The sequence below is a fragment of the Bartonella tamiae Th239 genome (assembly GCF_000278275.1).
In the GTDB taxonomy this organism is placed as follows: domain Bacteria; phylum Pseudomonadota; class Alphaproteobacteria; order Rhizobiales; family Rhizobiaceae; genus Bartonella; species Bartonella tamiae.
On sequence record NZ_JH725147.1, the window covers coordinates 1,398,904 to 1,425,692 of the forward strand.

Here is a 26,789-nt window from a genome sequence, read left to right on the forward strand (position 1 = left end):
GCATATGGTATTATGATACCTCACAATTAAATCATTGTTTCATTTCATTATTTTTGTGTTGACCATAAATTAAGAAAACTATAAGAAGCAATCTCTGTGTTGAAAACATGGTGCCACTTATACTGTGGTATGTATTGCATAAATAATATCTGTTCAATCATAAAATGAGGATCAGACGTTAATTTTTAAGTGACATTAAGCAACAAAAAAAGCTTTCGTTTGTCGAAAGATATTTATTAAAGGACATCTTCTATGGCAACTTTTTCTCAAAAGCCTGCTGAAGTAGTAAAGAAATGGATCATTATTGATGCCGAAGATCTTGTATTAGGTCGTCTTGCTACATTCGTCGCAAATCGTTTGCGTGGCAAACACAAATCAACATTCACACCTCATGTTGATGATGGTGATAATGTTATCGTTATAAATGCCGAAAAAGTGGCATTAACGGGTAAAAAATACACAGACAAAAAATATTATTGGCATACGGGTTATCCCGGTGGCATAAAAGAACGCACTGTTCGCCAAATTATTGAAGGTCGTTTTCCTGAGCGTGTCGTCGAAAAGGCTATTGAGAGAATGATTCCTCGCGGTCCTCTTGGTCGTCGTCAAATGAAAAATTTGCGTGTTTATGCCGGTTCACAACATCCGCATGAAGCACAGCAGCCCGAAACAATAGATGTCGGCGCACTTAATAGTAAAAACAAAAGGATTGCTTAATCATGACTGAGATCAATTCTCTCGCCGAACTCGGTGCTGCAACCAATCATGTTGAAAGTTCTGAAATTTCTGCACCTGTACATGTACAAAAATTAGATTCTCACGGACGTGCTTATGCTACAGGGAAACGTAAAGATGCCGTAGCGCGTGTATGGGTGAAACCTGGAACAGGTAAAATCGTTGTTAATAATAAAGATTTTGACAAATATTTTGCCCGTCCTGTGCTTCAAATGATTTTACGTCAACCTATTGTCGCATCCAATCGGGATGGACAATTTGATATTATAGCCACTGTTGCAGGTGGTGGTCTTTCTGGACAGGCAGGGGCCGTTCGTCATGGTATATCGAAGGCCTTAACTTATTACGAGCCGAGTTTACGTGCTATTTTGAAAAAGGGTGGTTTTCTTACGCGTGACAGTCGTGTGGTCGAGCGTAAAAAATATGGTAAAGCTAAAGCACGCCGTTCATTCCAATTTTCTAAACGCTAATAAATCACAAACAATTAAACCCCGCAAATGCGGGGTTTATAATATTATTAAAATTTCTTTTTTTTGAATACCGTTCCATTGCCCTAATAAAATCATTATATTTGTTTTATTTTTTTAAAAAAATATTTTTTCAACATGATCCTATATGTTCATCTAAGAAGCGTTTGATCATTTCAATGAAGATTGGAACTGAAATTGGTTTTGACATATAATCTTCGCAACCGCTTGCACGTATGCGTTCTTCATCTCCCTTCATGGCAAAAGCTGTAACAGCAACAACGGGTATATGACGCAATTCACTATCGGCTTTTAATTGTTTGATAATATCAATACCAGAAACTTCAGGCAATTGTATATCCATCAATATGAGGCTAGGTGATGATTTACGTGCCAAATCGAGAGCTTCTAGCCCACTGCGTGTTTCAACGGTTTCATAACCACTTGCTTCAACAAGGTCACGAAAAAGCTTCATATTAAGCTCATTATCTTCGACAATCATGACTTTTTTTGACATAAAGAAACTCCGCTCTTTTCGTATCATTGTTTAAAGAGTAAACTAAACTTCGTTACCAGTTGACTAAAATAAGATGAAAAAAGACATTTTAAATAAAGAAGATGCACAAGAACTTGCAACACTTGCTCTTTTGTTCATTGCGAATGATTCTGAACTTTTGCAAAGATTTTTAAATATAACAGGTATTGCTGCAAATGATATTCGTAAAGCTGCATCAACCGTTGGTTTTCATGCTGGGGTATTACAATTTATCGCAGCACATGAGCCGACATTATTAGAGTTTGCAAAAAAAAAGTCTTTTTCACCAAATCTTATTGAAAAAGCACTTTTATTTTTACCTGGTGGTGAAAAAATCGAATGGAATTAAGCACCTTTAATCAATCTGAACATGGTTTTTGTCGTGATTGTCTGACACAACAAAAGTCTCATGACAAACGGTGTTATCGCTGCGGATCGCCACGATTGTTGAGGCATGAAGAGCTTTATAACTTATCACTTGCACATATTGATTGTGATGCGTTTTATGCTTCTATAGAAAAACGCGACGATCCCAGTCTTCGTCATCAGCCTCTTATTATTGGTGGGGGGACACGAGGTGTGGTTTCAACGGCTTGCTATATAGCACGAATAAAAGGTGTTCGTTCAGCTATGCCTATGTTTAAGGCATTGCAGCTTTGTCCAAATGCCGTTGTCATTCCACCAAATATGGATAAGTACCGACGGGTTAGCCATGAAATACAAAATCTTATGTTAGAGCTAACGCCACTTGTTGAACCTATTTCTATTGATGAAGCTTTTCTCGATTTAACTGGTACAGAAAAATTGCATAAAGCACCAAGTGCCTATGTGTTGGCGAATTTGGTACAGCGTATTGAAAAAAAAATAGGAATCACTGTTTCAGTGGGACTTTCTTATTGTAAACTTTTAGCAAAAGTGGCTTCAGATTTAGATAAACCAAAAGGATTTTCAGTTATTGGTAGAAAAGAAGCCAAGTCGTTTCTTGCGCAACGTCCTGTCACAACAATTTGGGGAATTGGAAAAAAAACAGCTCAAAATCTTGCGAATGATGGCATTGTAACGGTCGGTCAATTGCAGCAAATAGAATTATCGACACTTTTATTGCATTATGGACAACTTGGGCAACGTCTTTATTCACTCTCGCGAGGTATTGATGAACGAAAAGTGATTCCTAAACATGATTCCAAAAGTGTTTCTGCAGAAACCACATTCCAACAAGATTTTAATAAACGTGAAGATTTGGTTCCGATTTTAAGAAAACTAGCTGAAAAAGTCTCGTTTCGATTAAAACAAAATCACCTTATTGGGCACACTATTGTGCTTAAATTGAAAACACAAAACTTTCAAAGTCGCACTCGCAATCGACAATTAAAAGAACCCACTCAACTTGCAGACCAAATCTTTAAAATAGGTTTAGAGCTTTTGGAAAAAGAATTAAATGGAAGTGCGTTTCGTTTGATTGGTATAGGTGTACATCAGTTGAAGGACTTTTCTCATGTTGAGATGTTAGAATCTTTAATTGATGATAATGACGTAAAAAAACGTGCAGCAGCCGAATCTGCTATGGATATTATACGTCATAAATTTGGCAACACATTCATTGAAACTGGCTATACTTTTAACAATAAGAATAAAAATATTTAGTTTTCTAACATTAAAAAAGTGGCGATCCCGACAGGATTCGAACCTGTGACCTACGGCTTAGAAGGCCGTTGCTCTATCCAGCTGAGCTACGGGACCATACTATTGTTATTGACGAAAGCAAAAATTAATGTGTCCAAGGCTGTTGACGGTCGCTACGAAAATTATCTGAATAAGAAACTCTTTTGCGTGTTGCCTCATGAGGTTCTTCAATTTTAAAAGGAATCCCATTTCTAGTGGCAAAACTAACAGCTTCCTGCTGTGTTTTAAATTCAATTCTTATTTGACTTTTCGTATCTGCCGATGAAGTGTAGCCCATAAGCGGTTCAATCATCTTCGCTTCACTAGGTTCGAATTGCAAAATCCAATAACCTGTTTTTGCTTTTCCAGATTGCATAGCAGTTTTAGCTGGACTGAAAATACGTGCAACCATGATTTTTTCCCTTCAGATCATGCTTTGATCAACAATTATACTGATATGTATGTTGTCGCATCATCTTAGCATCAAATCAAGACATGGTCGGAGCGATAGGATTCGAACCTACGACCCCCTGATCCCAAATCAGGTGCGCTACCAGACTGCGCTACGCTCCGACATTATATCTTTGACGCACTTCCTTAAATTTTTCCTTACAGAAGTGCAAGGGCTAAATCTAAATTTTATTCAACATGAACCAAATTCTTTTCTTTGATAACTTATTTCAAATACTTTTACGTTAAATTTTGCATGTAATAGGAAGGATATATCATGGCAACGAAACGTCAAAATCAAAGAAAACGGCATAAAAAGCAAAATAAGTTCGTAACTTTCATTGGATATAATGCATTTTTATTTATAGTGATTCTTGGTTTTATTGGTTGGTATGATCATTCTCCGACGAGCAAAGGGACAGATACGTTATTCGCTAAAGCGCAATTTGGTACTATTGCTATACCCAATACAAAACCCTCTTATAAATCGACAAATAAACGATTAATCATTTTACCCGATTCACTCTATAGCGTTTCAGGCACTTCAAAAAAAGCTGTTGTCACTATGGATCATCAGAAAGACAAATCTGAATCAATTCCTTATATATCTGATACGCATTTACCTCCAAAGGGTCAGTTTGGTGTAAATAATGCTGCCAATAAAATTTTTGCAAAAGAAAATATCAAAATTTTTGCTTCTCCAAATAAAGACTCAAAATTTATTGCTATTTTAAAAAAGGGGCAAGAAATGCGCTCTTATGAGCAACAAAATGGTTGGCACCGTGTCGTGGTTCCCTCAACTGATATTATAGGATGGGCCCAAAAAGAGAATTTAACGAAGTTTGTTCATTCAAGACCGCAATCATATGATTTTCTCTCAACGGGTTCTATTTTGAAACGTTAAGATTAAATTCAATAGAATATTAAATGAAGTCGACTTATTTTAATGATGGATAATGAGTTGTTTCATTAAGAACTTCAGAAATAATTGATTTAGTTACTTTGCTTTTTCTCTGAAGAGCGATCTGATCAATAGAGCGAATAGACTTTTTTAATGAAAAAAGAGAACGTTCACAACGACGAATAAGATATTCGATAACAGCAGAATCAATAGCTATTTGGCGATCTGCAAATAATTTAAATGCGACCTTTTGCAACAATTCATCATCTGGGTAATTAATCTTCGCTAATGTTACGGATTTTAAACGACTTATCAGATCCTGAAGTTGAATGGTCCATGATGAAGGTCCAGTTGTGGCTGTCAACATTAATGTCGCATTTGTTGGTGATGAATTTGCTTGCTTAAGCAAATTGAATAAATGAAACAAACCAACTTCATCGATCGTTTGACAATCAATATCCTCTATAAGAAGAGGACGTGCACTATCAAAAGATGAAATAGCATCAGTAATCGTTTCATTGGTCATTATATGTGCATGTGCCAAATTCGCCCAAACATGCGCAAAATAACTTTTTCCAGAGCCAGCAGGGCCAATGAGTACAGCAATAGGACTTGGCCACTGAGGCCAATTTTTTATAAGTTCATAAGCTGCTATATTACTTTTTGTTACAATCAAATTTGCTTCAGAAAATTCTGTAGAATTTGAGAATTCAAAAGGCAATTGTTCTAAAAATGCATTCATGCATCGGAACCTGACTTTTTATTTTGTAAATAAAGTGGTGAAGCTAAATAAGTATGAAGTGCGAATCGAACCAGAACACCAATCGCAGCTGCCGCTGGAACCGCAATCAGCATTCCTGTAAATCCGAATAAGGAAGCAAATGCAAACAATGCAAACATCAACCAAACAGGATGAAGACCGACGGAGGAGCCAACAAGTTTTGGTTGTAAAATATACCCTTCAATGAATTGACCAACCAAAAATATTGCTATGACGATGATAAGAGAAATCCAATTATCAGGATAAAATTGAACCCATGCAACACCAACAGATAATACAAGTCCTGTCATTGTACCAACATAGGGTATAAAACTAATCAAACCAACAAATAGACCAATTAAAAGTCCAAAATTTAAGCCTGATAGGGTTAAGCCTACAGCATAATAAGCACCTAAAATCAAACATACTGTCCCTTGTCCACGAATAAACCCTGCAACAGCTCGATCCATCTCATGGAAAATACCTCGCACAGTTCCCAAATGATCACGAGGAATCCATGAATCAATTGTATCAACCATACGTTCCCAATCCAGTAGCATATAAAAAGCAACGACAGGGGCAACTACAAATAAGCTTATTAAATTAACAAGAGATTTTCCAGAATTAAGGACAGAATTTAACACCGATTTTAGTAATTCGGAGCTTTGTCCTAACATTGCTTGTATGTTTGATTGAATTTCAGATGAGTCACTGCCAAGGTATTTTTTTATCCACTCAAAACTATGCTCAGCAAAAAAATTCTGAATACGGTTTACATAAATTGGCAAACCTTCACGAATAAATTGTTGTAATTGAGAGCTAATGATTGGAATTAAAGTTGTGAGTGTGACAACAATAACCAGTATAATAAAGATTGTGATTAATATCGTTCCCCAAACACGAGATATGCCAAATTTTTCAAAGAGTTCAACAATAGGATTGAGAAAATAAGCGAGAGCGATTCCAACCACAAAGGGAAGTAAAACCGAACTGAACACAAACATAAATATGATAAAAAAAGTTAATGTTAAAAGCCAAAAAAACGCTTGTTTTTTCACACTTCCTTGAAATGGTACACTTGCATAAGCAGGAACACGTTTAGTCCCTTTTTTAGAAGACTGTTTCATTGTTTTTCTACTTTTATTGTGTGATTGCTCTTGAGCGTTATTTACAGTATTCATTTTATTCATTTGTATCCACGCATTTCATTTTCAATACAAATATGCAACTTCATGGCTTTTGGTCAAGAAAACAATCGTTTATATCGTTAAAACAGAGTTGATAAAACTTGCGAGCTTGCCTCTATCATGGCATTGCGTTGTGACTATTTATCGAATTACCCAAGGACAAGTTTCATGAGTGACAATAAAGACGTCGAAAATCATCTTACCTATGCCGATGCTGGTGTCAATATCGATGCTGGCAACCTTATGGTCGAAAAAATAAAGCCTTATGTTCGTTCAACAAGACGTAACGGTGCAGATGGTGAAATTGGCGGATTTGGTGGGCTTTTTGATTTAAAAAGTGCAGGTTTTAAAGATCCAATCCTTGTTGCAGCAAATGATGGTGTCGGAACAAAACTTAAAATAGCTATTGAAGCAGGCATACACGATAGTGTTGGCATTGATTTGGTTGCGATGTGTGTCAATGATCTTATCGTGCAAGGCGCTGAGCCTCTTTTCTTTCTAGATTATTTTGCAACAGCAAAACTGGATGCAGAACAAGGCGCTTGTGTTGTTTCAGGCATTGCTGAAGGGTGCCGACAGGCCGGTGCAGCACTCATTGGTGGTGAAACAGCGGAAATGCCAGGCATGTATGCAAAAGATGATTACGACCTTGCAGGTTTTGCCGTCGGCGCTGCAGAACGCGGACATCTCCTTCCCAAATCTACATTAAAAGAAGGCGATATTGTTCTTGGGCTTTCGTCATCAGGCGTTCATTCAAATGGATTTTCTTTGGTTCGCCATATAGTGAAATTAAGTGGATTAACATGGCGCGATCCAGCGCCTTTTGATGATCAAAAAACATTGGGTCAAGTATTGCTGACGCCTACTCGTATATATGTGCGCTCTCTTCTTTCCGTCATAAAAAATTTAGGTACGATTAAAGCATTAGCGCATATCACAGGTGGAGGTTTTACAGAAAATATTCCAAGGGTAGTGCCTGAAGATTTAAGTGTAGAGATCAATCTTGAGGCGATCGAATTATTGCCTATTTTTTCATGGCTCGCAAAACAAGGGAATATTTGTGAAAAAGAAATGCTTAGAACATTCAATTGCGGGGTCGGTATGGTGGCCATTATTGATGCACAAGATAAAGAAACCACGTTATCTGCTTTAAAACAACAAGGTGAAAATGTCGTAGTTTTGGGGTGTGTTACAGAGAAGAAAAGTGATCCTGTTTTATATAAGGGGCAATTGAAACTATGAAAAAAAGAGTCGTCATTTTTATTTCTGGAAGCGGCTCCAACATGGAATCCCTTATAAAAGAGTCTCGCGCAGATGGTTTCCCAGCAGAAATTGTCGCTGTTATCAGTGATAATTCAAACGCAAAGGGTAATGAAAAAGCTATAAACTTAAATGTTCCTCTTCATATTATTGAAAGAGAAAAATTTTCGAATAAAGAGAGTTTTGAAGTCTCTATTTTAGAGATGTTAAGTCAATATGAACCCGACATCCTCTGTCTAGCTGGTTTTATGCGTTTGATTTCTAAGCGCATTATAATGCCGTTTGACGGACGAATATTAAATATTCATCCATCTCTTTTGCCATTATTTAAAGGACTTGATACCCATCAAAAGGCACTAGATGCCGGGGTAAAATTAAGCGGTTGTACGGTACATTTAGTGACAGAAGGAATGGATGAAGGGCGTATTTTAGCGCAAGCGGCAGTACCCGTTTTGAAAGATGATACACCACAAAGTTTAGCTCAACGTGTTCTTCATGCTGAGCATATTCTTTATCCAGCAGCTTTAAAAGCTTTTATTGAAGAAAAACAAACAGAACAACCCTATGCTATGGAGCATAATATAATTATGTCCTTATCATAGGTGAAATAAACCTCGATAGCTCTTTTAATGGCTTCATAAAACATGCTTATTTTTAACATATCCTTTTCTCTAATTTATAATCTTCATAATAAACAAATAGTCATTTGAATTGATAATTTATGTTAAATTTATTTGAAATAGTCATCATTTATTTCGTTTGAGGTCAAATCTCATTGATTTACGTACTATTTTTAAAATCAATATAAATTCACGAATTTTAAAGAAAATGACGTTAGTCTTCACATCATTTAATCATTAAGGTGTTGTGATTGTGCATAAATTTAAAACTATTTTTCTTGTCGGAAGCAGTGTCATTGTTGGTGGTTGTATTTCTGATTCGATGCCTTCTCTTCAAACGGATAAAACATCGCCTTCTTATGAAACAACGGGCAGTATTCAGCCAAATGCGACATTAGCACAGACAAAAAACACGCAGTATAATGCTTGGCAGAAGGCTTATAATGCTTATGATAAAAAAGCTTCAGCATATTGGGATGACGTAGCAGCAAAAAGACGTTTAAGAAATAAAAAACGCGCTGCAGGTCAGGCTATTGCACTTTCAGATTATGTTTTATCGCAACCGCCCCAATATGATGGGCCAGCAAAACCATTGACAAATAAACCAGTAACGCGACCAAAAACCAGTATACCAGGAACACAAGACTTTATGGCAGCTTCAAAGAAAATATACGGTTTTACACCTGAGCGGCCAACAGATGAAGCTGAATTTATGCGCGCTTATGCAGAAGCAGCACAAAGAGTTGGTTTGACACGAAACCAGCTTGTTTCAATTTATGCCTTTGAAACAGGTGGCGATGGCACACACGATCTGCAGTCAGGTATGATTAAAGGCCGTGCCAATGCTAGACCACTGTCGACGGCAATTGGTTATAACCAACTTGTCGCTACAGCAAGTGTCAGTCTTATGTGGGAATATGGAAATGATATTGCCAAAGAGTTAAAAGCACGTGCTGCTCAAAAAAATGGTGCAAATAAAAAAAGACTCTTATCGAAAGCTGCGGTCGTTGATACAATGATAAAGCAGGCAAAAACCGTACCGCATAAATGGTCAGAACAAGCAAAACTTGCTAAGACAGAAGCTGGATTAGGCATGCATGCTATGACAATGGACAAAGATGTTGGTCCCTTGTTACAAATTCATAAACTTCAAACATCGTTGATGTTTTTGAAAAGAAAAGGAGTAACGCGTCAATTAAGTGGTGCGGAACTAGAAATGCTTAATTTAACAGGTGATGGCAACGGTTATGATATGGTCACAATGCCTGAAAATTTTCGCAATCAAGTACCAACATCGAATTTCTTTTTGCGTCTTGGTTATGAACGCAATCCTGTCGCACGACGTAATAATACAGTGGCACAATTAATCAAAGCAACTGAAGATAAAATGCAAATTAATATGAAAAAAGATGGTGCTCAGCTACTAAATAGAGTTTTCTATTCTAATAATCTGGTTCAAAACTGATAACAGTGATTTTAGTTATTTAACAGGTTATTTTAAAGCCAAATAAGCATAATTTTTGTGATAAGAAAGACAATCTACACTATGACATATCTATAGAAAGATATTTTAATGTCTTAGCTTCTTTTTTTAAGTCTATGATAATCTTAATTTCTAAAAAAGAGGAGATCGATATGTCAGCTTTAAAACAGAAAATTGAAACATTGGCTGTTCATGCTGGAACATCTGTTGATCCGACCACAGGTGCACGCGTTACACCAATTTATCAAACAACTGCTTATGTATTTGATGATGTTGATCAAGCGGCCAACCGTTTTGCACTTCAAGAGCCTGGTAATATTTATACAAGAATCACAAATCCAACACAGGCTGTTTTAGAAGAAAAAATAGCAGCACTCGAAGGTGGTACAGCCGCTCTTGCCACAGCTTCAGGTCATGCAGCGCAATTTTTAACATTTCATACATTAATGGAAAGTGGCGATAATTTTATTTCTGCGCGACAACTTTATGGTGGATCTATTAATCAATTTGGTCATGCTTTTTCTTCTTTTAATTGGCAAGTAAGATGGGCTAATGTTGATGATCCACAATCTTTTGAAAATCTTATAGATGAGCGTACGCGAGGGATCTTTATTGAAAGTTTTGCCAATCCTGGTGGCATACTTGTTGATATTGAGAAAATTTCAATAATAGCCCATGATCATAAATTACCTTTAATTGTGGATAATACACTTGCAACCCCTTATTTACTTCGACCGATTGAATATGGTGCTGATATTGTCCTTCATTCTTTAACAAAATTTATTGGTGGCCATGGAAACTCTATGGGTGGTTTGCTCATTGATGGAGGTACTTTTGATTGGGCACAAACGGCTCACTATAAAAAAATAACACAACCACTTCCAGATTATGCGGGTGTTGTTCTTTATCAAGAAATGGGAAATATTGCTTTTGCAACGGCTGCACGCGTCTTGGGAATGCGTGATTTCGGCCCAACAATTTCACCTTTTAATGCTTTTTTACTTTTAACAGGTGCAGAAACATTGCCTTTGAGAATGCAAAAACAGTGTGAAAATGCATTGGCAGTTGCAAAATTTTTAGAAAAACATGAAAAAATTTCATGGGTCAATTATGCAGGATTAACAAGTAATCCCTATCATTCTTTACAACAAAAATATGCTCCAAAGGGAGCTGGTGCCGTTTTTACCTTTGGTTTAAAAGGTGGCTATACACAAGGCGTAAAATTTGTCCAAAGTCTTCAGCTTTTTTCTCTTTTAGCAAATATAGGCGATACTCGCTCATTGGTCATTCATCCAGCTTCAACCACACATCGTCAATTGACGGATGATCAAAAAATAGCTGCTGGAGTAGGACCTGAAGTGGTGCGCTTATCCATTGGTATTGAAAATGAGGCAGATATCCTTCAAGATATAAAACAAGCTTTGGATTCATTATAATTTTATTAAATGCATTGACCTTAATTAAGATCATTATTTGGTGTAAAGGTTAAATGGATCTCATAAATATATTCAGATGATAATGAACAATAAAAAGAAATATTTTTTAGATGTATGTCAATCGGCTTTAGGACAAGCATGGTTTGATAAATTAGATACTATTGGTGCTAACCAAGCGCTTTCAATGGCTCAAAAATATAATATTCCTCTTGTCCTTGCACGCATTTTGACAGCTCGTAATATTGATGAAAACAATGTTTTACAATATTTGGAACCTACAATTAAAAATCTCATGCCAAATCCATTGAACTTTAAAGACATGGATAAAGCAGCATTAAGAATATCTGACGCCATTAAAAAAAGAGAAACAATTGCAATATTTGGTGATTATGATGTTGATGGTGCATGTTCAGCTGCAATTTTGAGCCGCTTTTTTTCTTTTTTTGGATTAGAGAGTCGAATTTATATTCCAGATCGTATTGTTGAAGGTTATGGACCCAATCCAAGTGCCATGAAAATGTTAATAGAGGAGGGGGCTCAACTCATCATCACGGTAGATTGCGGTGCAAATAGTCTAGAAGCTATAAAAGCCGCACGGGAAGCAGGTGGTGATGTGGTCATTTTAGATCATCATCAAATGGATGATATTCACAATGAGGCTGTTGCTCTTGTTAATCCTAATCGTCCAGATGATGTATCAGCACATGGACATCTTTGTGCTGCTGGTGTGGTTTTTATCACGATAGCTTGGATTAATAAACTTTTACGAGAAACAAAACAATTTAAAGTTTTGCCTGATATATTAGAATATTTAGATATGGTTGCTTTAGCAACAATTTGTGATGTAGTGCCGTTGCAAGGCGTTAATCGTGCTTTTGTAACAAAAGGCCTTCAAGTTGCACGTAAATTGAACAATTATGGTTTTGCAGCACTTGCACAGGTTTCACATTTGGCAGAACCGTTAAATAACTTCCATCTAGGGTTTCTTTTCGGTCCAAGGATTAATGCTGGTGGAAGAATAGGGGATCCAGCGCTTGGTGCAAAATTATTGACATCGTCTTCTAAAGAAATTGCTTATTCTCTGGCCGAAACACTCAATAGGCTTAATCAAGAGCGACAAAATATGGAAGCAGACCAACTTGTACAAGCTGAGTCCGATGTCGCTGCAATGACATTAGAAAATCAAAATACAAGACTGATCATTGTGAACCATAAAGATTGGCATCCTGGAATTATAGGAATTATGGCCGCACGTTTAAAAGAACGTTATCATTGTCCTGTTTTTGTTATTGCATCAAAACCTGATGGAACAGCGGTCGGATCAGGTCGTTCTATAGAAGGAGTTGATCTTGGACAATTGGTAAGAGAAGCCGTACAAGCCAAACTTTTAGTAAAAGGTGGTGGTCATGCAATGGCTGCTGGCATAACAATTAAGGAAGAAAAAATTTCCGATTTTCGTTCATGGTTAGAAAAAAAAATTTCAGATCGTGTTGGCGCATTACAAATGAAAAAGTGTCTTGAGATTGATGGTATTATTTCAGCTTCCGGTGTTACAAAAGAATTTGTTGAAACAATTCAACAAGCAGGACCATTTGGGTCAGGAAATACTACACCAATATTTGCTCTTCCATCTCATAAATTGATTTCTTTACAAGTCGTTGGGAATGGGCATTTAAAAATGATTTTTTCTAATGTAGAAGGAAAAAAAATAAACGGAATCGCCTTTCGTGCACTTCAAACACCACTTGGCGATTTTTTACAAAATAATATCAATCAAACCCTCCACTGTGCAGGCACTTTAACTTTAAATTATTGGAGAGGATCTGTGTTTCCTCAAATCCGAATCGTGGATGTAGCAAGCCCTTATTAAAAAAGAGTGTACATTATAGAATATTACAGGCTTTTAAGTTGATGAATGGCAAAGTGATAATGAAAAAACAAAATGCGCATTCAAAATGATTAAGCATAAAATTGATGCAATTGTATAATCTTCAAAAATATTCAAAAATCTGATATTGGGTTAAATATCTAATTCATTTGCAAAAGCCGCATTTTCTTGAATAAACCGAAAACGTGCTTCGGGTTTTGTCCCCATTAAATCATCAACAGTATCTTTAGTTTTCTTATCTTCAAGACTATCAATATCTACACGCAAAATTGTGCGTTTTTTAGGATCCATTGTGGTTTCTTTTAATTGATCTGCGCGCATTTCGCCCAATCCTTTGAAACGCCCAATTTCAATTTTACCACGACCTGTAAATTCTGTCTTTAAAAGTTCATCCTTATGAGCATCATTTCTCGCATAAGCGACATGCCCACCTTGCGCAATGCGATATAATGGTGGAACAGCAAGATATAAATGTCCTTCACGAATGAGTTCCGGCATTTCCTGATAAAAAAATGTGATGAGAAGTGAAGCAATATGCGCGCCATCAACATCAGCATCTGTCATGATGATAATGCGTTCATAGCGCAAATCCTCTTGTTTGTATTTACTGCGTGTTCCACAACCTAATGCTTGAATAAGATCGGCAATTGTTTGGTTGGCAACAAGTTTATCACGTCCAGAACTTGCGACATTTAATATCTTTCCACGTAATGGCAAAATGGCCTGTGTTGCCCGATTGCGTGCTTGTTTGGCAGAGCCACCAGCCGAATCCCCTTCGACGATAAATATTTCTGCACCAGCTGCCGCATTTTGTGTACAATCTGCAAGTTTTCCCGGTAGTCGTAATTTTCGAATTGCAGACTTTCGATTGACTTCTTTTTCTTGGCGACGTTTGAGCCGTTCTTCAGCGCGCTCAACAACCCAATCAAGCAGTTTATTTGCTTCTTGAGGCGAATTGGCTAACCAATGATCAAAAGGATCGCGAATGGCGTTTTCGACAATACGTTGGGCTTCAAGCGTGGCTAAACGATCTTTGGTTTGACCGACAAATTCAGGTTCTCGAATGAAAACTGACAACATGGCTGCAGCGGATATCATAACATCATCACTTGTGATGAGAGACGCACGTTTGTTTCCTATCAACTCGCCATATGCTTTTAAGCCACGAAGCAGCGCATGTCTTAATCCAGCTTCATGCGTTCCGCCTTCCCCTGTAGGAATTGTGTTACAATAAGAGTCTACAAAGCCATCCCCACCAAACCAAGCAACCGACCATTCTAAAGAACCATGACCGCCTCGTTGATCTGTTTTACCTGCAAAAATATCGTTGGTTACTCTGTAATCATTGCCTAAAGATGAGGAAAGATAGTCTTTTAAACCACCAGGAAAATGAAACATGGCTTTTTCTGGAGTGTTTTTGTTATTTTCTAAATAACTTGGATCACAGCTCCAGCGAATTTCAACACCTCCAAAAAGATAAGCTTTAGATCGTGCCATTTTATAAATTTTTTCTGGATCAAAAGACGCTTTTGACCCAAAAATTTCTGGATCTGGATGAAAACGCACACGTGTTCCACGTCTGTTTTGCACTTCTCCTAAATCTTCTAAAGCTGTTTGAGGAATTCCTCGAGAGTATTTTTGGCGATAAAGACGACGCTTTCGTGCGACTTCTACTTCCATTTGATCTGATAAAGCATTGACAACAGAAATTCCAACCCCATGAAGTCCGCCCGAAGTTTCATAAGCTTTTCCATCAAACTTACCACCAGAATGAAGTTCTGTCATAATAACTTCAAGCGTGGATTTTGTGGGCATTTGTGGATGATTTTCTACAGGAATACCACGACCATTATCTGTAACGGTTAAAAAACCCTCACGATCAAGTGATACATCAATGAAATTGGCATAACCTGCAACGGCTTCATCCATGGCATTATCAATAACTTCAGCAAAAAGGTGATGTAAGGCTTTTGTATCTGTTCCGCCAATATACATACCTGGTCTTAAACGAACAGGTTCCAAACCTTCTAAGACCCTGATAGATGTTGCATCATAACCGCTTTCATCAAAAGCAGTATTTTCAGACTTTTTAGAAATTGATAACATTTCGTTTTGTTTTATAGATTTTTGAAAAGTTTTTTTTCCATCATTATCATTGATAGATGTTGTTTCATCTATAACACCAAATAGATCGTTGCTTTTATTGCTCATGAAAATTTTTAACTGCTTAATAGTTTATTGAAAAAAGAAAAAGAATCACATCACCCTTATATAAGGATTCAATAATAGCAGCAATGTTCGTGATCCGTTCACGATAGCTTTTCTTTCTCAAAAATTTATGTAAAAAGTTTTGTAAAGAATATTTCGGGAATTCCTATGAACAAAATTGATATTATATGTCCAGTTTTTAATGAAGCTAATACAGTTTTGCTTTTTTTAGAACGTATTTCTTTAATTTTTAAAGAACTATCTATGGAACCAACAATTATATTTGTTGATGATGGTTCCAAAGACAAAAGTTGGAATTTCATTAAACAAGCGTCATCTTCCATATGTCATATCAGAAGTCTCAAACTTTCTAGAAATTTTGGAAAAGAATCCGCTATAGCAGCGGGACTTTCTGTGAGTGAAGGTGATGCCGTTATTACGATTGATTGCGATTTACAACATCCTCCGGAATTGATGAAAACGATGCTTACTTACTGGAGAGATGGTGCAGATATTGTTTGTGCACGTAAACAAGAGCGTCAAAGTGAATCATTATTTGATCGTATTACTGCAAATAGTTTTTATCGTCTTTTTAACTGGATTACAGAAAATGATATTAAAGGCTCGAGTGATTTTATATTAATGGATCGTAAAGTGGTCACGGCTTTAAAATCATTACCCGAAAAACTCTTTTTTTATCGCGGCGTTGTGCATTGGCTTGGATATAAACACGTCAGTATTGCCTTTAAACCAGAAGAACGCATTGCTGGTAAAAGTGGTTGGTCATTTTGGAAAAAAATAAAATTGGCGGTTGATTCATTAACGGGTTTTTCTGCTAAACCCTTAATACTTATTTGGTTTTTAACAGCGTTTTTTATTTTCTTTGCTGTATTTGTTGCGGGAGATGCTCTTATCTCAAAGTTTTTAGGAAAATCGGTGAGTGGATTTTCTACACTCATATTGGTAATGTTAACAACAGGAACGGCTATATTATCTTCATTATGTCTTTTAACTATTTATATTCGACAGATTTTTTATGAAGTAAAAAATAGGCCACGTTTTTTTATTAGCGAAGATATCCTTCATCAAAGAGCTAAAAAATATCGTCGAGATGAGGAGGAAAAGTGACGTTACATTGTCTTTTTCACGCCGATGATTTTGCTTTAAATACTCTGTGTTCAAATGGCATTATATCGGGTTTATCTGCAAAAAGATTGCATTCAACCAGTATATTAATAGGTGGTGCTGATCAATCTAATTTTGATAAACTAAAAGCTGCAGAACCACTTTTTATTCATGTTCATCTCAATTTGCTAGAAGGCAAAGCTTTAACGGATGGTGGTGCAGATATTGGCTTAACTACACAAGACGGCTTTTTTTGTCTCACCATGTTTCAACTTATCTCAAAATTAAGAACAGATTTTCGAAAAAAACATATTAAAAAATGGATAGAGAATGAATTTTTTTGTCAAATAGAGACAGTATATAAACATTTTCCATCATATAAAATTCGTCTTGATGGTCATTTGCATATTCATATATTACCAGAATTGCGTTCTATTATGATAAATATCGCACAAAAATTACCAATAGATTATATTCGTATCCCTCACGAATATAGTTATCGTAATTCAGCAAACATTACGAATACACTTAAAGGTAATTTTAGGCGTAAGGTTTTAAGCTTTTGGGCGAAAGGGCTTTATAGACGGTTACATTCTTATGATGTGAAGACTTCAGATTATTTTTTAGGAAGTACAGCCAGTTGTCATTTAACATTAAAGGATATTGATCGTGGGCTTGAGAAAATAAGAAAAAAGGCAGCTGGTCGTAATGTGGTTGTGGAGATAATGACACATCCTATTGGCATTGGTGAAAATAATCCTGATTTTTATAAAGACAGTCATTATCATTTTGCGCATAATACAAAAGCGCGTCATCATGAATTGGATATGCTTTTATCAGACGAACTTATTTCTATTCTAAAAAAAAATGATGGTGTTTTGTATTCATAGTATTTTGGTTTTTTCATTTTTTAAAAAAAATGTAGTGATTCATTAGGTAATTCGCAAAAAGCCCGAGGAAAGAGCCGACAGCAACCGCAAAAAACAAAACTTCTGGTCTTTCCTCTGAAAATTGCTTTATAACAAACAAACTACTTACATAATTTATGCTTCCACCAATAGAGGCGAGCGCGATATAGCTTATCCATCCTGAAAACTTTTTCAAGCGCGCATTGCGTCCTGCAAACGATATATGAGAGTTAAATATCCATGTAAAAGTTGCAGCAACTATAAAAGATAAAGCACGTGAGAACCAAATATTAAAACCAATATAAGTTAGAAACCACAGTGATAAAAAATCAATGATAAAGGCTATCGATCCAGCACATGAAAACCAAAATAATGCACGATGGCGTTGATAAATAATTTTTAAATTTTTAAAATAAATTCTCATCATTAAAAATCATCACAAATGAGATAAATATTCGCTTTTACATAAAGGCTGTTTCCCAAGCCAAATAAATAGTTTATTATTTAGTGGGTAAATTTTAAAAAATCTTCGGGAAATTTCTGGTTGTATGTTTTCATCACATAGATATTTAACAGTTTTATAAACGTTTATATGTCTTTCAGCCCATATAACATTATTAAATCCATATTCCTTCAGACGTAACCATAATGTCCAATCGGCATTACGAGGCAAAAGATGGCTAATAAGATGCATTTTTTCAGAGATATCACTCACAAATGGTGCTGTATTAAAACTTCCTAAAATATAGCTTGATTTTTCCGCAGGATAATTTTCAAGTGCATTTGCGAGTTGTTCCACTACATAACGATCGTGAATATTTTGATTGCGTATAGCATTATTTATAATATAACTAAAAACCAATGGGTAAAGCAGCGCAATTGAAACACAAAACCATGTAAGTTTTGTTGAAGCTACTTCCCTTATATCATCAAAAGCCTTTGTTTGCTGTAAACGTGTTAAAAAACGCATGAGTAAAAATAATAAGGCGACTGAGAAAAAAATGGCGGCTGCCATCATACGTGGTGATATACGTTCGTTCCCAACGATTCCATATAGCATACCTAATGATAACGGTAATAAAAGAATAAGACCAAATGATAAAAGGGCAGCGCGAATAAGCGCATGACTAAAATGCGTGTCTTTATAAAATCTCAATTGTATTTCGATAAGCCCAATAATAAATATAAGACCATAAATAAATTTTCCAGTTGTAGAGAGAAAACCAAAATATCTTGAATAAACATTTTCCAGCATAATGGAATAATGAGATAAAATATTATTTTTAGCGAAAAAGATTAAAGTCGCTTTAGTTTCAGCATCTTTTATAATGAATAATTTCATAATGACATAATAAAGTAACATACTTATGAATGAAATTATCATACCTTTAAATAAGAAGGTAAATATTGTTCTTAAGCGATCCCCTTTGTAAATATAATAGCTCGTTTCAATAATGATCAATATAATAAAAACATTGATAAAACTTTGATAAAATCCCATTGCTAAAAAATTAAAAAACACGGCTCGTAATTTTGACGTTTTAAAATATGCCCAACCGAAAAGACTGCATGCCAGTCCCGCAGACATAATAAGACAGTCAAAACGGTATAGTAATGAAGATAAAAAAAAGGGATTAAAAATAAATGTAATGAGTAAAATAGCGGTTAAAGTATTGAAAGGAATTTCTCTATATTTTAAAGCGTAACATGTTGAAAAAACAACAAGACAAAGTGATATTATTAAAAAAAAGGGGGATGAATCAGGTAACCATTGCCAGTCAGCTGATATAAAATACGCAAAAATATCAGCAAAAGGTCGACCAAATGGTGTCCAACCTGGGTATCGATCGATGATACGGAAATAGTCATCACGGTAATAATCATTCTGGAGAATGAGTGGCAAATAAAATATAAGACATGCGAGCGTTGCTGTAATTAAAAATTTTTGATAATTAGTTTTTTGCTCAATCATGTTTAACTCTTAATAAATGATTTCTGTGGCGCCAAATATTTTTTCAAAAGCAATTTTCAAAGCAGTATCAAGATTGTGAAGAGTTACTGGAAGTCCTAAGTCTACTAGGCTTGTTACTCCATAATCAGCAAGGCCACATGGTACAATGCCGTTATAATGATTTAAGTTTGGTTCAACATTAATTGATATTCCATGAAAACTTACCCATTTGCGAAGGCGTATGCCAATTGCGGCAATTTTATCTTCTGTAAAAACATCTAATTTCGATGAAGGTCGATCTGTACGCACAACCCAAACGCCCACTCTATCTTCACGTCGTTCGCCTTTAATATTAAATTGTGCAAGTGTTTGAATAATCCATTCTTCTAAAGCACTGACAAAGGCGCGCACATCTTGTTTTCTTTTTTTTAGGTCGAGCATGATGTAAACAACGCGTTGTCCGGGACCGTGATATGTAAACTCTCCGCCGCGCCCTGCCTCAAAAACAGGAAAACGGTCAGGCAACAATAAATCTTGTCTCTGTGCACTTGTTCCTGCTGTGTAAAGAGGCGGATGCTCTAAAAGCCATATACGTTCACGAGCGTTACCTTTCGCAATTTCTTCGACATACTGTGTCATGAAAGAAAGCGCTTCTGGATAGTCAATAAGCTTATCACTTACCAACCATTCAACTGGTGGTGCAGTCAATGATGTCTTAAAATCTTGATTTAAATATTCACGATTGTGTTTTACATTTTGTCTTGTCATTTATCTCGTAAAATTTTCTAAATAAAGAACTTGTTGATTGAAAGAGAGTTTAACTCACTTATATAAAACATTTTTGATTTATCGTTTAATATCTACTTATAACTATTCTAATGGACTTCTTATCCAGATACAATTCCTAAAATAACATTGAATTTTGCTATATCGTATGTTCACATTTGAATTTTAAAAAACGTCACGCTTAGAGTCGATAATATTATTATAGAATCTTTCTTAAACAAATTTCTTTATGAACATGCGAATCATTTTCGCAGGCTTTGGTTATTCACTATTTAATAAAAATGGATGATTCAGATTAATTATTGACAAAAAACAGTGCAAAATTGCTATTATAATTAAGGGCTATAAATTTTAAAAAATAATATTTTGTTTTTAAATTTACACTTAAATATCTTTTACTGCTATATCCGTATGTCGTTTTAATAAGGAAAATAAAAATAATGTTTTAATGGTGGGCGATGAGAGACTCGAACTCCCGACATCCTCGGTGTAAACGAGGCGCTCTACCAGCTGAGCTAATCGCCCTTGTACAGAATTTTACTGTAAGGTGAGCCTCATGTATTCAAAACTGATCCTAAGTGCAAGCAAAAGATGCACAAAAATAATTTTTTTTTTAAAAAAAGGATTAAAACACCAAAAAAGTTACGTTTTTTAAAAGAAAAAATTTTTTTTTTATAAAAAGACATTGATGTCGCTTGACAGAAACAAACGAACACCTTAAACGACCGCTCACACCAGTCAAATAACTGGTTTTAAGAAAAGTGCGCGGGTGTAGCTCAGTTGGTTAGAGTGCCGGCCTGTCACGCCGGAGGTCGCGGGTTCGAGTCCCGTCACTCGCGCCATTTTTCGTAAAGCTCTTTTATAAAACGAATTTATTTAAAATTTTTTTCTACTAAATTGTTTATGTTATTTTGTTGAAAGAATAAAATAAAGATTTTGCAAAATAAAGATTTTGCATTATTTTACCAATTTGAAAAAACATATTCTATATCTTTCTAAAATTTTTTTATGAGTTTTATTCCAACTATAGCGCCATCCTGACTATTATCGCTATCATTGTGCGTTTAAATAAAATTTATTTTATGTGGATTTATTGTTTTATGAATGTAATTTATTAACTCGTTGATTATAAAATGCTAAATGACTTTATTAATTTTATTTTTTAATCCTAACATCTGTGTCTTCACTATCTTTTTTATAATTTTTCTAAACAGAAGTGTCTCTTGCCTATTGCGTAACGGCTTTTGGTGGAGTAACTCTCTCATTACAAGATTTGTCGCACGGCAAGCTCTTTAAGCTGCACGGCGGGATTAACACTTTTTTGGCAGATTCGATTTTGTAACATTATTCATCGATTTTGTTGGAAGTGTTGATTGCAAACCTTTAAAAAGGTAAAAATGGATTATGACTGATCTTTTACATTCTTATTTGCCCATTATAATTTTTATTGCAATTTCTGCAATTATATCGGGTGTTTTGTTGGTTATGCCTTATATTGTGGCGTATCGTGCACCTGATCCTGAAAAGCTATCAGCATATGAATGTGGCTTTAATTCATTCGATGACGCGCGCATGAAATTTGATATACGATTTTATTTGGTGTCCATTTTATTTATCATATTCGATCTTGAAGTTGCATTTTTGTTTCCGTGGGCCGTTTCATTTGGTGAAATTGGCTGGTTTGGTTTTTGGTCTATGATGGTGTTTTTAGCGGTTTTGACTGTTGGTTTTATATATGAATGGAAAAAAGGAGCGCTAGAATGGGATTGATTCAAAGTAGTTCGCCCTTGGTTTCTGCAAAACCAAAAGGAATTGTTGATCCAAATACAGGTGAATTGATTGGTTCGAATGATACTTTCTTTAAAGATATTAATGCAGAATTATCTGATAAAGGTTTTCTTGTAACATCTGCTGATGCTCTCATTACTTGGGCGCGGACTGGATCGCTTATGTGGATGAGTTTTGGACTTGCCTGTTGTGCGATTGAAATGATGCAATGTTCAATGCCTCATTATGATAATGAACGTTTTGGTTATGCTCCACGTGCTTCACCTAGGCAATCTGATGTTATGATGGTCGCTGGTACATTAACCAATAAAATGGCTCCCGCTTTGCGTAAAGTTTATGACCAAATGCCTGAACCGCGTTATGTCATTTCAATGGGTTCATGTGCAAATGGTGGTGGATATTACCATTATTCCTATTCAGTTGTTCGTGGCTGTGATCGCATTGTCCCTGTAGATATTTATATTCCTGGATGCCCTCCTACTGCAGAAGCATTGCTTTATGGCGTTTTATTGTTGCAGAAAAAGATCCGTAGAACCGGCTCAATTGAACGTTGAACGAGAGGTGTGGAATGAGTGTCGATGCATTGAAGGAGCTAAGCTCATATCTCAATGAGCAGTTATGTGATAAAATTGAGTCTTTGGATATAGCGTTTGATGAATTGAATGTTTGTGCGAAGTTGGATTCAATCGAAAATGTGTTGATGTTTTTAAGAGATGATTCTCAATGTCAGTTTATAAGTTTGACTGATATAAGTGGTGTTGATTATCCACAGCGCGATAAAAGATTTGTGGTGTCATATCAGCTTTTGTCTCCGCGTCTTAATTTAAGAATACGTGTAAAAGTTTTGACTGATGAGGCGACACCAATTGCATCCGCATGTTCTGTTTATCCGGGTGCTGAGTGGTATGAGCGTGAAGCTTATGATATGTATGGCATATTGTTTACGGGACATCCTGATTTGCGTCGTATTTTAACGGATTACGGATTTGAAGGCTATCCTTTGCGTAAAGATTTTCCTGTAACTGGTTTTGTAGAATGCCGCTATGATAATGAAGCTAAGCGTGTTGTTTATGAGCCTGTTGTTTTGCGCCAAGAAATGAGAAGTTTTGATTTTCTTTCTCCTTGGGAGGGAACTGAATATATCTTGCCGGGTGATGAGAAAGCGGAAGGTGCAAAATGAATTTTCTTCTCTCTCATAATTTATTGAATAAAACGGTTCGTTTCATTGAGAGCGTAAAATTTTATAAAAATAAAAAAATTGGGTTGGTTAACACAACTCAATATAAAGTAAAGGGGATTTGATCGTGGCTGAGGTCAATGTCCGTAATTTTAATATAAATTTTGGTCCGCAACATCCTGCAGCACATGGCGTTTTGCGCATGGTGATTGAGCTTGATGGAGAGGTTGTAGAGCGTGTTGATCCTCATATTGGCTTGCTTCATCGTGGAACAGAAAAATTAATGGAAACTAAAACATATTTACAGGCGACTCCTTATCTTGATCGTCTTGATTATGTTGCGCCAATGAATCAAGAACATGCTTTTGTTTTGGCTATTGAAAAATTGCTTGGCGTTGAAGTGCCAAAACGGGGGCAATTAATTCGTGTTTTGTTTTCTGAAATAGGGCGAATTTTAAATCATTTGTTGAATGTGACTACGCAAGCAATGGACGTTGGTGCTCTGACCCCGCCTTTGTGGGGGTTTGAGCAACGTGAAAAACTTATGATTTTTTATGAACGTGCTTGTGGTGCGCGTCTTCACGCTAATTATTTTCGACCTGGTGGTGTTCATCAAGATTTACCAGAAAAACTTGTCCAAGATATTGGTGATTTTATTGATCCTTTTTTGGTTGCTCTTTCAAACTTAGATGCATTGGTGACACCAAACCGTATTTTTAAACAGCGTAACGCTGACATTGGTGTTGTAACAGCGAAAGAGGCTTGGGCGCGTGGCTTTTCTGGTGTTATGATTCGTGGTGCAGGAGTGCCTTGGGATTTGCGTAAAAGCCAACCCTATGAATGTTATGCTGAGATGGATTTTGATATTCCTGTTGGTAAAAACAGCGACTGTTATGATCGTTATCTGATCCGTATGGAAGAAATGCGTCAATCGGCAAAAATCATGCGTCAATGCGTGGATCGGTTATTAGGTGGTGAAAAAACGGGTCCTGTTTCTTCGTTGGATCATAAAATTACGCCTCCCAAAAGAAGTGAAATGAAAAATTCTATGGAATCGCTTATTCATCATTTTAAACTTTACACTGAAGGATTTCATACGCCCGAAGGTGAGGTTTATGCTGCTGTTGAGGCGCCTAAAGGTGAATTTGGTGTATATCTTGTATCAGATGGTACGAATAAACCTTATCGTGTAAAATTGCGTGCACCTGGTTTTGCTCATTTGCAAGCGATGGATTTTTTATCGCGTGGACATATGCTTGCAGATGCAACAGCAATCTTAGGTTCATTGGATATTGTTTTTGGAGAGGTTGATCGCTGATGTCTGTGCGTCGTCTTGCTGATGAAGCCCTGCAACCTGCTGGATTTTCTTTTAATAAAGAAAATCAAGTTTGGGCTAAAAAAATAATTGCTCAATACCCTGAAGGTCGACAGCAATCTGCAGTTATACCTTTGTTGATGCGAGCTCAAGAACAAGATGGTTGGGTAACAAGAGCAGCAATTGAATATGTTGCTGATCTTTTATCCATGGCTTATATTCGCGTTATGGAAGTTGCAACTTTTTACACTCAATTTCAGTTGAAGCCTGTAGGTACGAAAGCCCATATTCAAGTTTGTGGTACTACGCCTTGTATGTTGCGTGGTGCGGGTGACCTTATTGAAGTTTGTCAAAAAAAGATTCATCATGATCCTCATCATACCAATCGGGATGGAACGCTATCTTGGGAAGAGGTGGAGTGTTTAGGGGCATGTGTTAATGCTCCTATGGTGATGATCTTTAAAGATACTTATGAAGATTTAACGCCAGAGCGCCTTGCTGAGATTATTGATCAATTTGAAAAAGGAGAGGGGGATTCAGTTCCCGTAGGGCCCCAAAACAGCCGTAAAACGTCTGAACCAATTACAGGATTGACATCTCTTATTAATGATCATGCTCATGATGTATCAAAGGTTAAGTCATCTTCGAAAAGCGCTCAGCGAGAAAAAAAAGCCTCTCCAACAGATGAGGCATCAAAAGACAAAACTACTCTTGTTGGTTCTCCAGCAATAAAAAAGCCTGATGAAAAACGGGCATCGAATAAAGACACGAAAAAGAAATAATATGTAACATACGCGCGAATGCGTAAAAAGAAGAGGAAAAGGTGAGGCATATGCTGGCTGATAAAGATCGCATATTCACCAATATTTATGGTCTTAAAGATCGATCCCTAAAAGGGGCTATGGCTCGTGGGAATTGGGATGGTACAAAGGCTATTATAGAAAAAGGGCGTGATTGGATCATTGATGAGATGAAGGCGTCTGGGCTTCGTGGTCGCGGTGGGGCAGGTTTTCCAACGGGTATGAAATGGTCTTTTATGCCAAAAGAAAACGATGGACGTCCGCATTATTTAGTCGTTAATGCTGACGAATCTGAACCCGGTACGTGTAAAGATCGTGAAATTTTAAGACATGATCCGCATACTTTGATTGAAGGTTGTGTTATTGCGACATTTGCTATGGGTGCGCATGCGGCTTTTATCTATGTTCGTGGTGAATATATTCGTGAACGTGAAGCCTTACAAGCAGCCATTGATGAATGTTATGACGCTGGTTTGTTAGGAAAAAAAACAAAACATGGTCATCCTTGTGATATAATTGTTCACCACGGGGCAGGGGCTTATATTTGTGGTGAAGAAACTGCTTTGCTTGAAAGCCTTGAAGGCAAAAAAGGACAGCCACGTCTAAAGCCACCTTTCCCTGCCAATATGGGGATATATGGATGTCCAACAACTGTAAATAATGTTGAATCCATTGCCGTTGCGCCTTCAATTTTGCGCCGAGGGGCGGAATGGTTTGCAGCGATTGGTCGACTAAATAATGTTGGCACTAAATTATTCATGTTTTCTGGTCATGTTAATACACCGTGCACCGTTGAAGAAAGTCTTGGTCTTACTTTTCGTGAATTGATTGATAAACATGCTGGTGGCATTCGTGGAGGATGGGACAATCTTCTTGCTGTCGTTCCGGGTGGTGCGTCTTGTCCTGTTGTGCGTGGCGAAGATATGGTTGATGCAATTATGGACTTTGATGGTATGCGTGAGGTTGGTTCGTCTTTTGGTACAGGCGGCGCTATAGTCATGGACAAATCAACCGATATTATTAAAGCAATTTGGCGTATAACTGCCTTTTTTAAACATGAAAGCTGTGGCCAATGCACACCATGTCGTGAAGGAACAGGATGGATGATGCGTTTGCTTGGGCGCATGGTTGAAGGGCGCGCGCAAAAAAGAGAAATTGATTTGTTGTTTGATGTGTCTAGGCAGGTTGAAGGCCATACTATATGTGCTTTAGGCGATGCAGCTGCCTGGCCTGTTCAAGGGCTTATTCGTAATTTTAGACCAGAAATTGAAAAGCGCATTGATGCGTATACGCGTCACGCTGTTCAAAGTAAAAATATTGCTTTGGAAGCAGCGGAATAAGGTCTAT

The 26,789-nt window shown here is 36.6% G+C and carries 25 protein-coding genes, 4 tRNA genes and 1 pseudogene; 19 read left to right on the forward strand and 11 right to left on the reverse strand.

The window, feature by feature from the left end; translation table 11 throughout:
* The first annotated feature begins 252 nt into the window (after positions 1-252).
* Both rplM and rpsI read left to right on the forward strand, forming a co-directional pair.
* Entirely contained in the window at positions 253-717 is a 465-nt protein-coding gene (gene rplM / locus ME5_RS06265; protein ID WP_008039445.1) for a 50S ribosomal protein L13, read from the forward strand.
* Positions 717-1,205 (forward strand): 30S ribosomal protein S9, encoded by a 489-nt coding sequence (gene rpsI, locus ME5_RS06270; RefSeq protein WP_196793546.1) that lies wholly within the window; start codon positions 717-719, stop codon positions 1,203-1,205. Before rplM ends, rpsI begins: the two co-directional genes overlap by 1 nt.
* Positions 1,206-1,335: 130 nt before the next feature.
* Here rpsI and ME5_RS06275 read toward each other — a convergent pair whose 3' ends face one another.
* Complete coding sequence (locus tag ME5_RS06275; RefSeq protein ID WP_008039449.1) at positions 1,336-1,719, reverse strand: response regulator; 384 nt, start codon at positions 1,717-1,719, stop codon at positions 1,336-1,338.
* A 73-nt stretch (positions 1,720-1,792) separates the two neighbouring features.
* Here ME5_RS06275 and ME5_RS06280 point away from each other — a divergent pair, with 73 nt between their 5' ends.
* Positions 1,793-2,086 carry a DUF3572 domain-containing protein gene (locus ME5_RS06280; protein WP_008039451.1) on the forward strand — a complete coding sequence of 98 codons (294 nt, stop codon included), beginning with the start codon at positions 1,793-1,795 and terminating at the stop codon, positions 2,084-2,086.
* Entirely contained in the window at positions 2,077-3,381 is a 1,305-nt protein-coding gene (locus ME5_RS06285) for a DNA polymerase IV (RefSeq protein WP_008039453.1), read from the forward strand. The genes ME5_RS06280 and ME5_RS06285 overlap by 10 nt, the downstream gene beginning before the upstream one ends.
* Before the next feature lie 19 nt (positions 3,382-3,400).
* Here ME5_RS06285 and ME5_RS06290 read toward each other — a convergent pair.
* The 3 genes from ME5_RS06290 to ME5_RS06300 form a co-directional block, all read right to left on the reverse strand.
* Positions 3,401-3,477: transfer RNA gene (locus ME5_RS06290), tRNA-Arg, on the reverse strand.
* 28 nt (positions 3,478-3,505) lie between these two features.
* Positions 3,506-3,811, reverse strand: a complete 306-nt coding sequence (locus tag ME5_RS06295) for an ETC complex I subunit (RefSeq protein WP_008039455.1) — start codon at positions 3,809-3,811, stop codon at positions 3,506-3,508.
* Between the two features lie 84 nt (positions 3,812-3,895).
* A tRNA-Pro gene (locus tag ME5_RS06300) sits at positions 3,896-3,972 on the reverse strand.
* Positions 3,973-4,126: 154 nt separating this feature from the next.
* Between ME5_RS06300 and ME5_RS06305 the strand changes: the two genes are divergently transcribed.
* Positions 4,127-4,753 carry an SH3 domain-containing protein gene (locus tag ME5_RS06305; RefSeq protein ID WP_008039457.1) on the forward strand — a complete coding sequence of 209 codons (627 nt, stop codon included), beginning with the start codon at positions 4,127-4,129 and terminating at the stop codon, positions 4,751-4,753.
* A gap of 34 nt (positions 4,754-4,787) precedes the next feature.
* Here the strand turns inward: ME5_RS06305 and ME5_RS06310 are convergent, their stop codons facing one another.
* Complete coding sequence (locus tag ME5_RS06310) at positions 4,788-5,492, reverse strand: HdaA/DnaA family protein (RefSeq protein WP_008039460.1); 705 nt, start codon at positions 5,490-5,492, stop codon at positions 4,788-4,790.
* Positions 5,489-6,700, reverse strand: coding sequence for an AI-2E family transporter (locus ME5_RS06315; RefSeq protein ID WP_008039462.1), 1,212 nt, complete (start codon positions 6,698-6,700; stop codon positions 5,489-5,491). The genes ME5_RS06310 and ME5_RS06315 overlap by 4 nt, the downstream gene beginning before the upstream one ends.
* Positions 6,701-6,865: 165 nt before the next feature.
* Between ME5_RS06315 and purM the strand changes: the two genes are divergently transcribed.
* The 5 genes from purM to recJ all read left to right on the forward strand — a co-directional run bounded on the left by purM (position 6,866) and on the right by recJ (position 13,366).
* Positions 6,866-7,939 carry a phosphoribosylformylglycinamidine cyclo-ligase gene (gene purM / locus ME5_RS06320; protein WP_008039464.1) on the forward strand — a complete coding sequence of 358 codons (1,074 nt, stop codon included), beginning with the start codon at positions 6,866-6,868 and terminating at the stop codon, positions 7,937-7,939.
* On the forward strand, positions 7,936-8,559 hold the full coding sequence (gene purN / locus ME5_RS06325; protein WP_051016462.1) for a phosphoribosylglycinamide formyltransferase: 624 nt from the start codon (positions 7,936-7,938) through the stop codon (positions 8,557-8,559). Before purM ends, purN begins: the two co-directional genes overlap by 4 nt.
* 271 nt (positions 8,560-8,830) lie before the next feature.
* Positions 8,831-10,042: a hypothetical protein gene (locus tag ME5_RS06330; protein WP_008039466.1), complete on the forward strand. Its 1,212-nt coding sequence runs from the start codon at positions 8,831-8,833 to the stop codon at positions 10,040-10,042.
* Between the two features lie 170 nt (positions 10,043-10,212).
* A complete protein-coding gene (locus ME5_RS06335) occupies positions 10,213-11,496 on the forward strand; it encodes an O-acetylhomoserine aminocarboxypropyltransferase (RefSeq protein ID WP_008039467.1) in 1,284 nt (427 codons plus the stop codon).
* Between the two features lie 82 nt (positions 11,497-11,578).
* A complete protein-coding gene (gene recJ, locus ME5_RS06340; protein ID WP_008039468.1) occupies positions 11,579-13,366 on the forward strand; it encodes a single-stranded-DNA-specific exonuclease RecJ in 1,788 nt (595 codons plus the stop codon).
* Between the two features lie 150 nt (positions 13,367-13,516).
* Here the strand turns inward: recJ and parE are convergent.
* Positions 13,517-15,439: pseudogene (parE, locus tag ME5_RS06345) on the reverse strand (DNA topoisomerase IV subunit B); the annotation flags it as partial.
* 321 nt (positions 15,440-15,760) lie between these two features.
* Between parE and ME5_RS06350 the strand changes: the two are divergent.
* Together ME5_RS06350 and ME5_RS06355 are read left to right on the forward strand one after the other, a co-directional pair.
* On the forward strand, positions 15,761-16,720 hold the full coding sequence (locus tag ME5_RS06350; RefSeq protein ID WP_008039470.1) for a glycosyltransferase family 2 protein: 960 nt from the start codon (positions 15,761-15,763) through the stop codon (positions 16,718-16,720).
* Complete coding sequence (locus ME5_RS06355; protein WP_008039471.1) at positions 16,717-17,607, forward strand: ChbG/HpnK family deacetylase; 891 nt, start codon at positions 16,717-16,719, stop codon at positions 17,605-17,607. Before ME5_RS06350 ends, ME5_RS06355 begins: the two co-directional genes overlap by 4 nt.
* Positions 17,608-17,620: 13 nt before the next feature.
* On the opposite strand, the gene ME5_RS06360 is transcribed toward ME5_RS06355, so the two are convergent.
* From ME5_RS06360 to ME5_RS06375, 4 genes are all read right to left on the reverse strand, one after another.
* Entirely contained in the window at positions 17,621-18,052 is a 432-nt protein-coding gene (locus tag ME5_RS06360) for a GtrA family protein (protein WP_008039472.1), read from the reverse strand.
* Positions 18,053-18,061: 9 nt separating this feature from the next.
* Complete coding sequence (locus ME5_RS06365; RefSeq protein ID WP_008039473.1) at positions 18,062-19,597, reverse strand: glucosyltransferase domain-containing protein; 1,536 nt, start codon at positions 19,595-19,597, stop codon at positions 18,062-18,064.
* A gap of 9 nt (positions 19,598-19,606) precedes the next feature.
* Positions 19,607-20,344, reverse strand: a complete 738-nt coding sequence (gene lipB / locus ME5_RS06370; protein WP_008039474.1) for a lipoyl(octanoyl) transferase LipB — start codon at positions 20,342-20,344, stop codon at positions 19,607-19,609.
* Between the two features lie 467 nt (positions 20,345-20,811).
* Positions 20,812-20,887, reverse strand: a tRNA-Val gene (locus ME5_RS06375).
* A gap of 240 nt (positions 20,888-21,127) precedes the next feature.
* Here ME5_RS06375 and ME5_RS06380 point away from each other — a divergent pair.
* From ME5_RS06380 to nuoF, 7 genes are all read left to right on the forward strand, one after another.
* Positions 21,128-21,204, forward strand: a tRNA-Asp gene (locus tag ME5_RS06380).
* A gap of 562 nt (positions 21,205-21,766) precedes the next feature.
* Entirely contained in the window at positions 21,767-22,132 is a 366-nt protein-coding gene (locus tag ME5_RS06385) for an NADH-quinone oxidoreductase subunit A (RefSeq protein ID WP_008039475.1), read from the forward strand.
* Positions 22,123-22,704: a NuoB/complex I 20 kDa subunit family protein gene (locus ME5_RS06390; RefSeq protein ID WP_008039476.1), complete on the forward strand. Its 582-nt coding sequence runs from the start codon at positions 22,123-22,125 to the stop codon at positions 22,702-22,704. The genes ME5_RS06385 and ME5_RS06390 overlap by 10 nt, the downstream gene beginning before the upstream one ends.
* Before the next feature lie 14 nt (positions 22,705-22,718).
* A complete protein-coding gene (locus ME5_RS06395; protein WP_008039477.1) occupies positions 22,719-23,330 on the forward strand; it encodes an NADH-quinone oxidoreductase subunit C in 612 nt (203 codons plus the stop codon).
* 124 nt (positions 23,331-23,454) lie between these two features.
* On the forward strand, positions 23,455-24,645 hold the full coding sequence (locus ME5_RS06400) for an NADH-quinone oxidoreductase subunit D (protein WP_008039485.1): 1,191 nt from the start codon (positions 23,455-23,457) through the stop codon (positions 24,643-24,645).
* Entirely contained in the window at positions 24,645-25,424 is a 780-nt protein-coding gene (gene nuoE / locus ME5_RS06405; RefSeq protein WP_008039486.1) for an NADH-quinone oxidoreductase subunit NuoE, read from the forward strand. The genes ME5_RS06400 and nuoE overlap by 1 nt, the downstream gene beginning before the upstream one ends.
* A 50-nt stretch (positions 25,425-25,474) precedes the next feature.
* On the forward strand, positions 25,475-26,782 hold the full coding sequence (nuoF, locus tag ME5_RS06410; protein WP_008039487.1) for an NADH-quinone oxidoreductase subunit NuoF: 1,308 nt from the start codon (positions 25,475-25,477) through the stop codon (positions 26,780-26,782).
* The last annotated feature ends 7 nt before the right edge of the window (positions 26,783-26,789 follow it).

Coding starts and splice junctions, on each gene's coding strand:
- rplM (WP_008039445.1), top strand. CDS start 253: ATGGCAACTTTTTCTCAAAAGCCTGCTGAAGTAGTAAAGAAATGGATC.
- ME5_RS06275 (WP_008039449.1), bottom strand. CDS start 1,719: ATGTCAAAAAAAGTCATGATTGTCGAAGATAATGAGCTTAATATGAAG.
- ME5_RS06280 (WP_008039451.1), top strand. CDS start 1,793: ATGAAAAAAGACATTTTAAATAAAGAAGATGCACAAGAACTTGCAACA.
- ME5_RS06285 (WP_008039453.1), top strand. CDS start 2,077: ATGGAATTAAGCACCTTTAATCAATCTGAACATGGTTTTTGTCGTGAT.
- ME5_RS06295 (WP_008039455.1), bottom strand. CDS start 3,811: ATGGTTGCACGTATTTTCAGTCCAGCTAAAACTGCTATGCAATCTGGA.
- ME5_RS06305 (WP_008039457.1), top strand. CDS start 4,127: ATGGCAACGAAACGTCAAAATCAAAGAAAACGGCATAAAAAGCAAAAT.
- ME5_RS06310 (WP_008039460.1), bottom strand. CDS start 5,492: ATGAATGCATTTTTAGAACAATTGCCTTTTGAATTCTCAAATTCTACA.
- ME5_RS06315 (WP_008039462.1), bottom strand. CDS start 6,700: ATGAATAAAATGAATACTGTAAATAACGCTCAAGAGCAATCACACAAT.
- purM (WP_008039464.1), top strand. CDS start 6,866: ATGAGTGACAATAAAGACGTCGAAAATCATCTTACCTATGCCGATGCT.
- purN (WP_051016462.1), top strand. CDS start 7,936: ATGAAAAAAAGAGTCGTCATTTTTATTTCTGGAAGCGGCTCCAACATG.
- ME5_RS06335 (WP_008039467.1), top strand. CDS start 10,213: ATGTCAGCTTTAAAACAGAAAATTGAAACATTGGCTGTTCATGCTGGA.
- recJ (WP_008039468.1), top strand. CDS start 11,579: ATGAACAATAAAAAGAAATATTTTTTAGATGTATGTCAATCGGCTTTA.
- ME5_RS06350 (WP_008039470.1), top strand. CDS start 15,761: ATGAACAAAATTGATATTATATGTCCAGTTTTTAATGAAGCTAATACA.
- ME5_RS06360 (WP_008039472.1), bottom strand. CDS start 18,052: ATGATGAGAATTTATTTTAAAAATTTAAAAATTATTTATCAACGCCAT.
- ME5_RS06365 (WP_008039473.1), bottom strand. CDS start 19,597: ATGATTGAGCAAAAAACTAATTATCAAAAATTTTTAATTACAGCAACG.
- lipB (WP_008039474.1), bottom strand. CDS start 20,344: ATGACAAGACAAAATGTAAAACACAATCGTGAATATTTAAATCAAGAT.
- ME5_RS06385 (WP_008039475.1), top strand. CDS start 21,767: ATGACTGATCTTTTACATTCTTATTTGCCCATTATAATTTTTATTGCA.
- ME5_RS06390 (WP_008039476.1), top strand. CDS start 22,123: ATGGGATTGATTCAAAGTAGTTCGCCCTTGGTTTCTGCAAAACCAAAA.
- ME5_RS06395 (WP_008039477.1), top strand. CDS start 22,719: ATGAGTGTCGATGCATTGAAGGAGCTAAGCTCATATCTCAATGAGCAG.
- nuoE (WP_008039486.1), top strand. CDS start 24,645: ATGTCTGTGCGTCGTCTTGCTGATGAAGCCCTGCAACCTGCTGGATTT.
- nuoF (WP_008039487.1), top strand. CDS start 25,475: ATGCTGGCTGATAAAGATCGCATATTCACCAATATTTATGGTCTTAAA.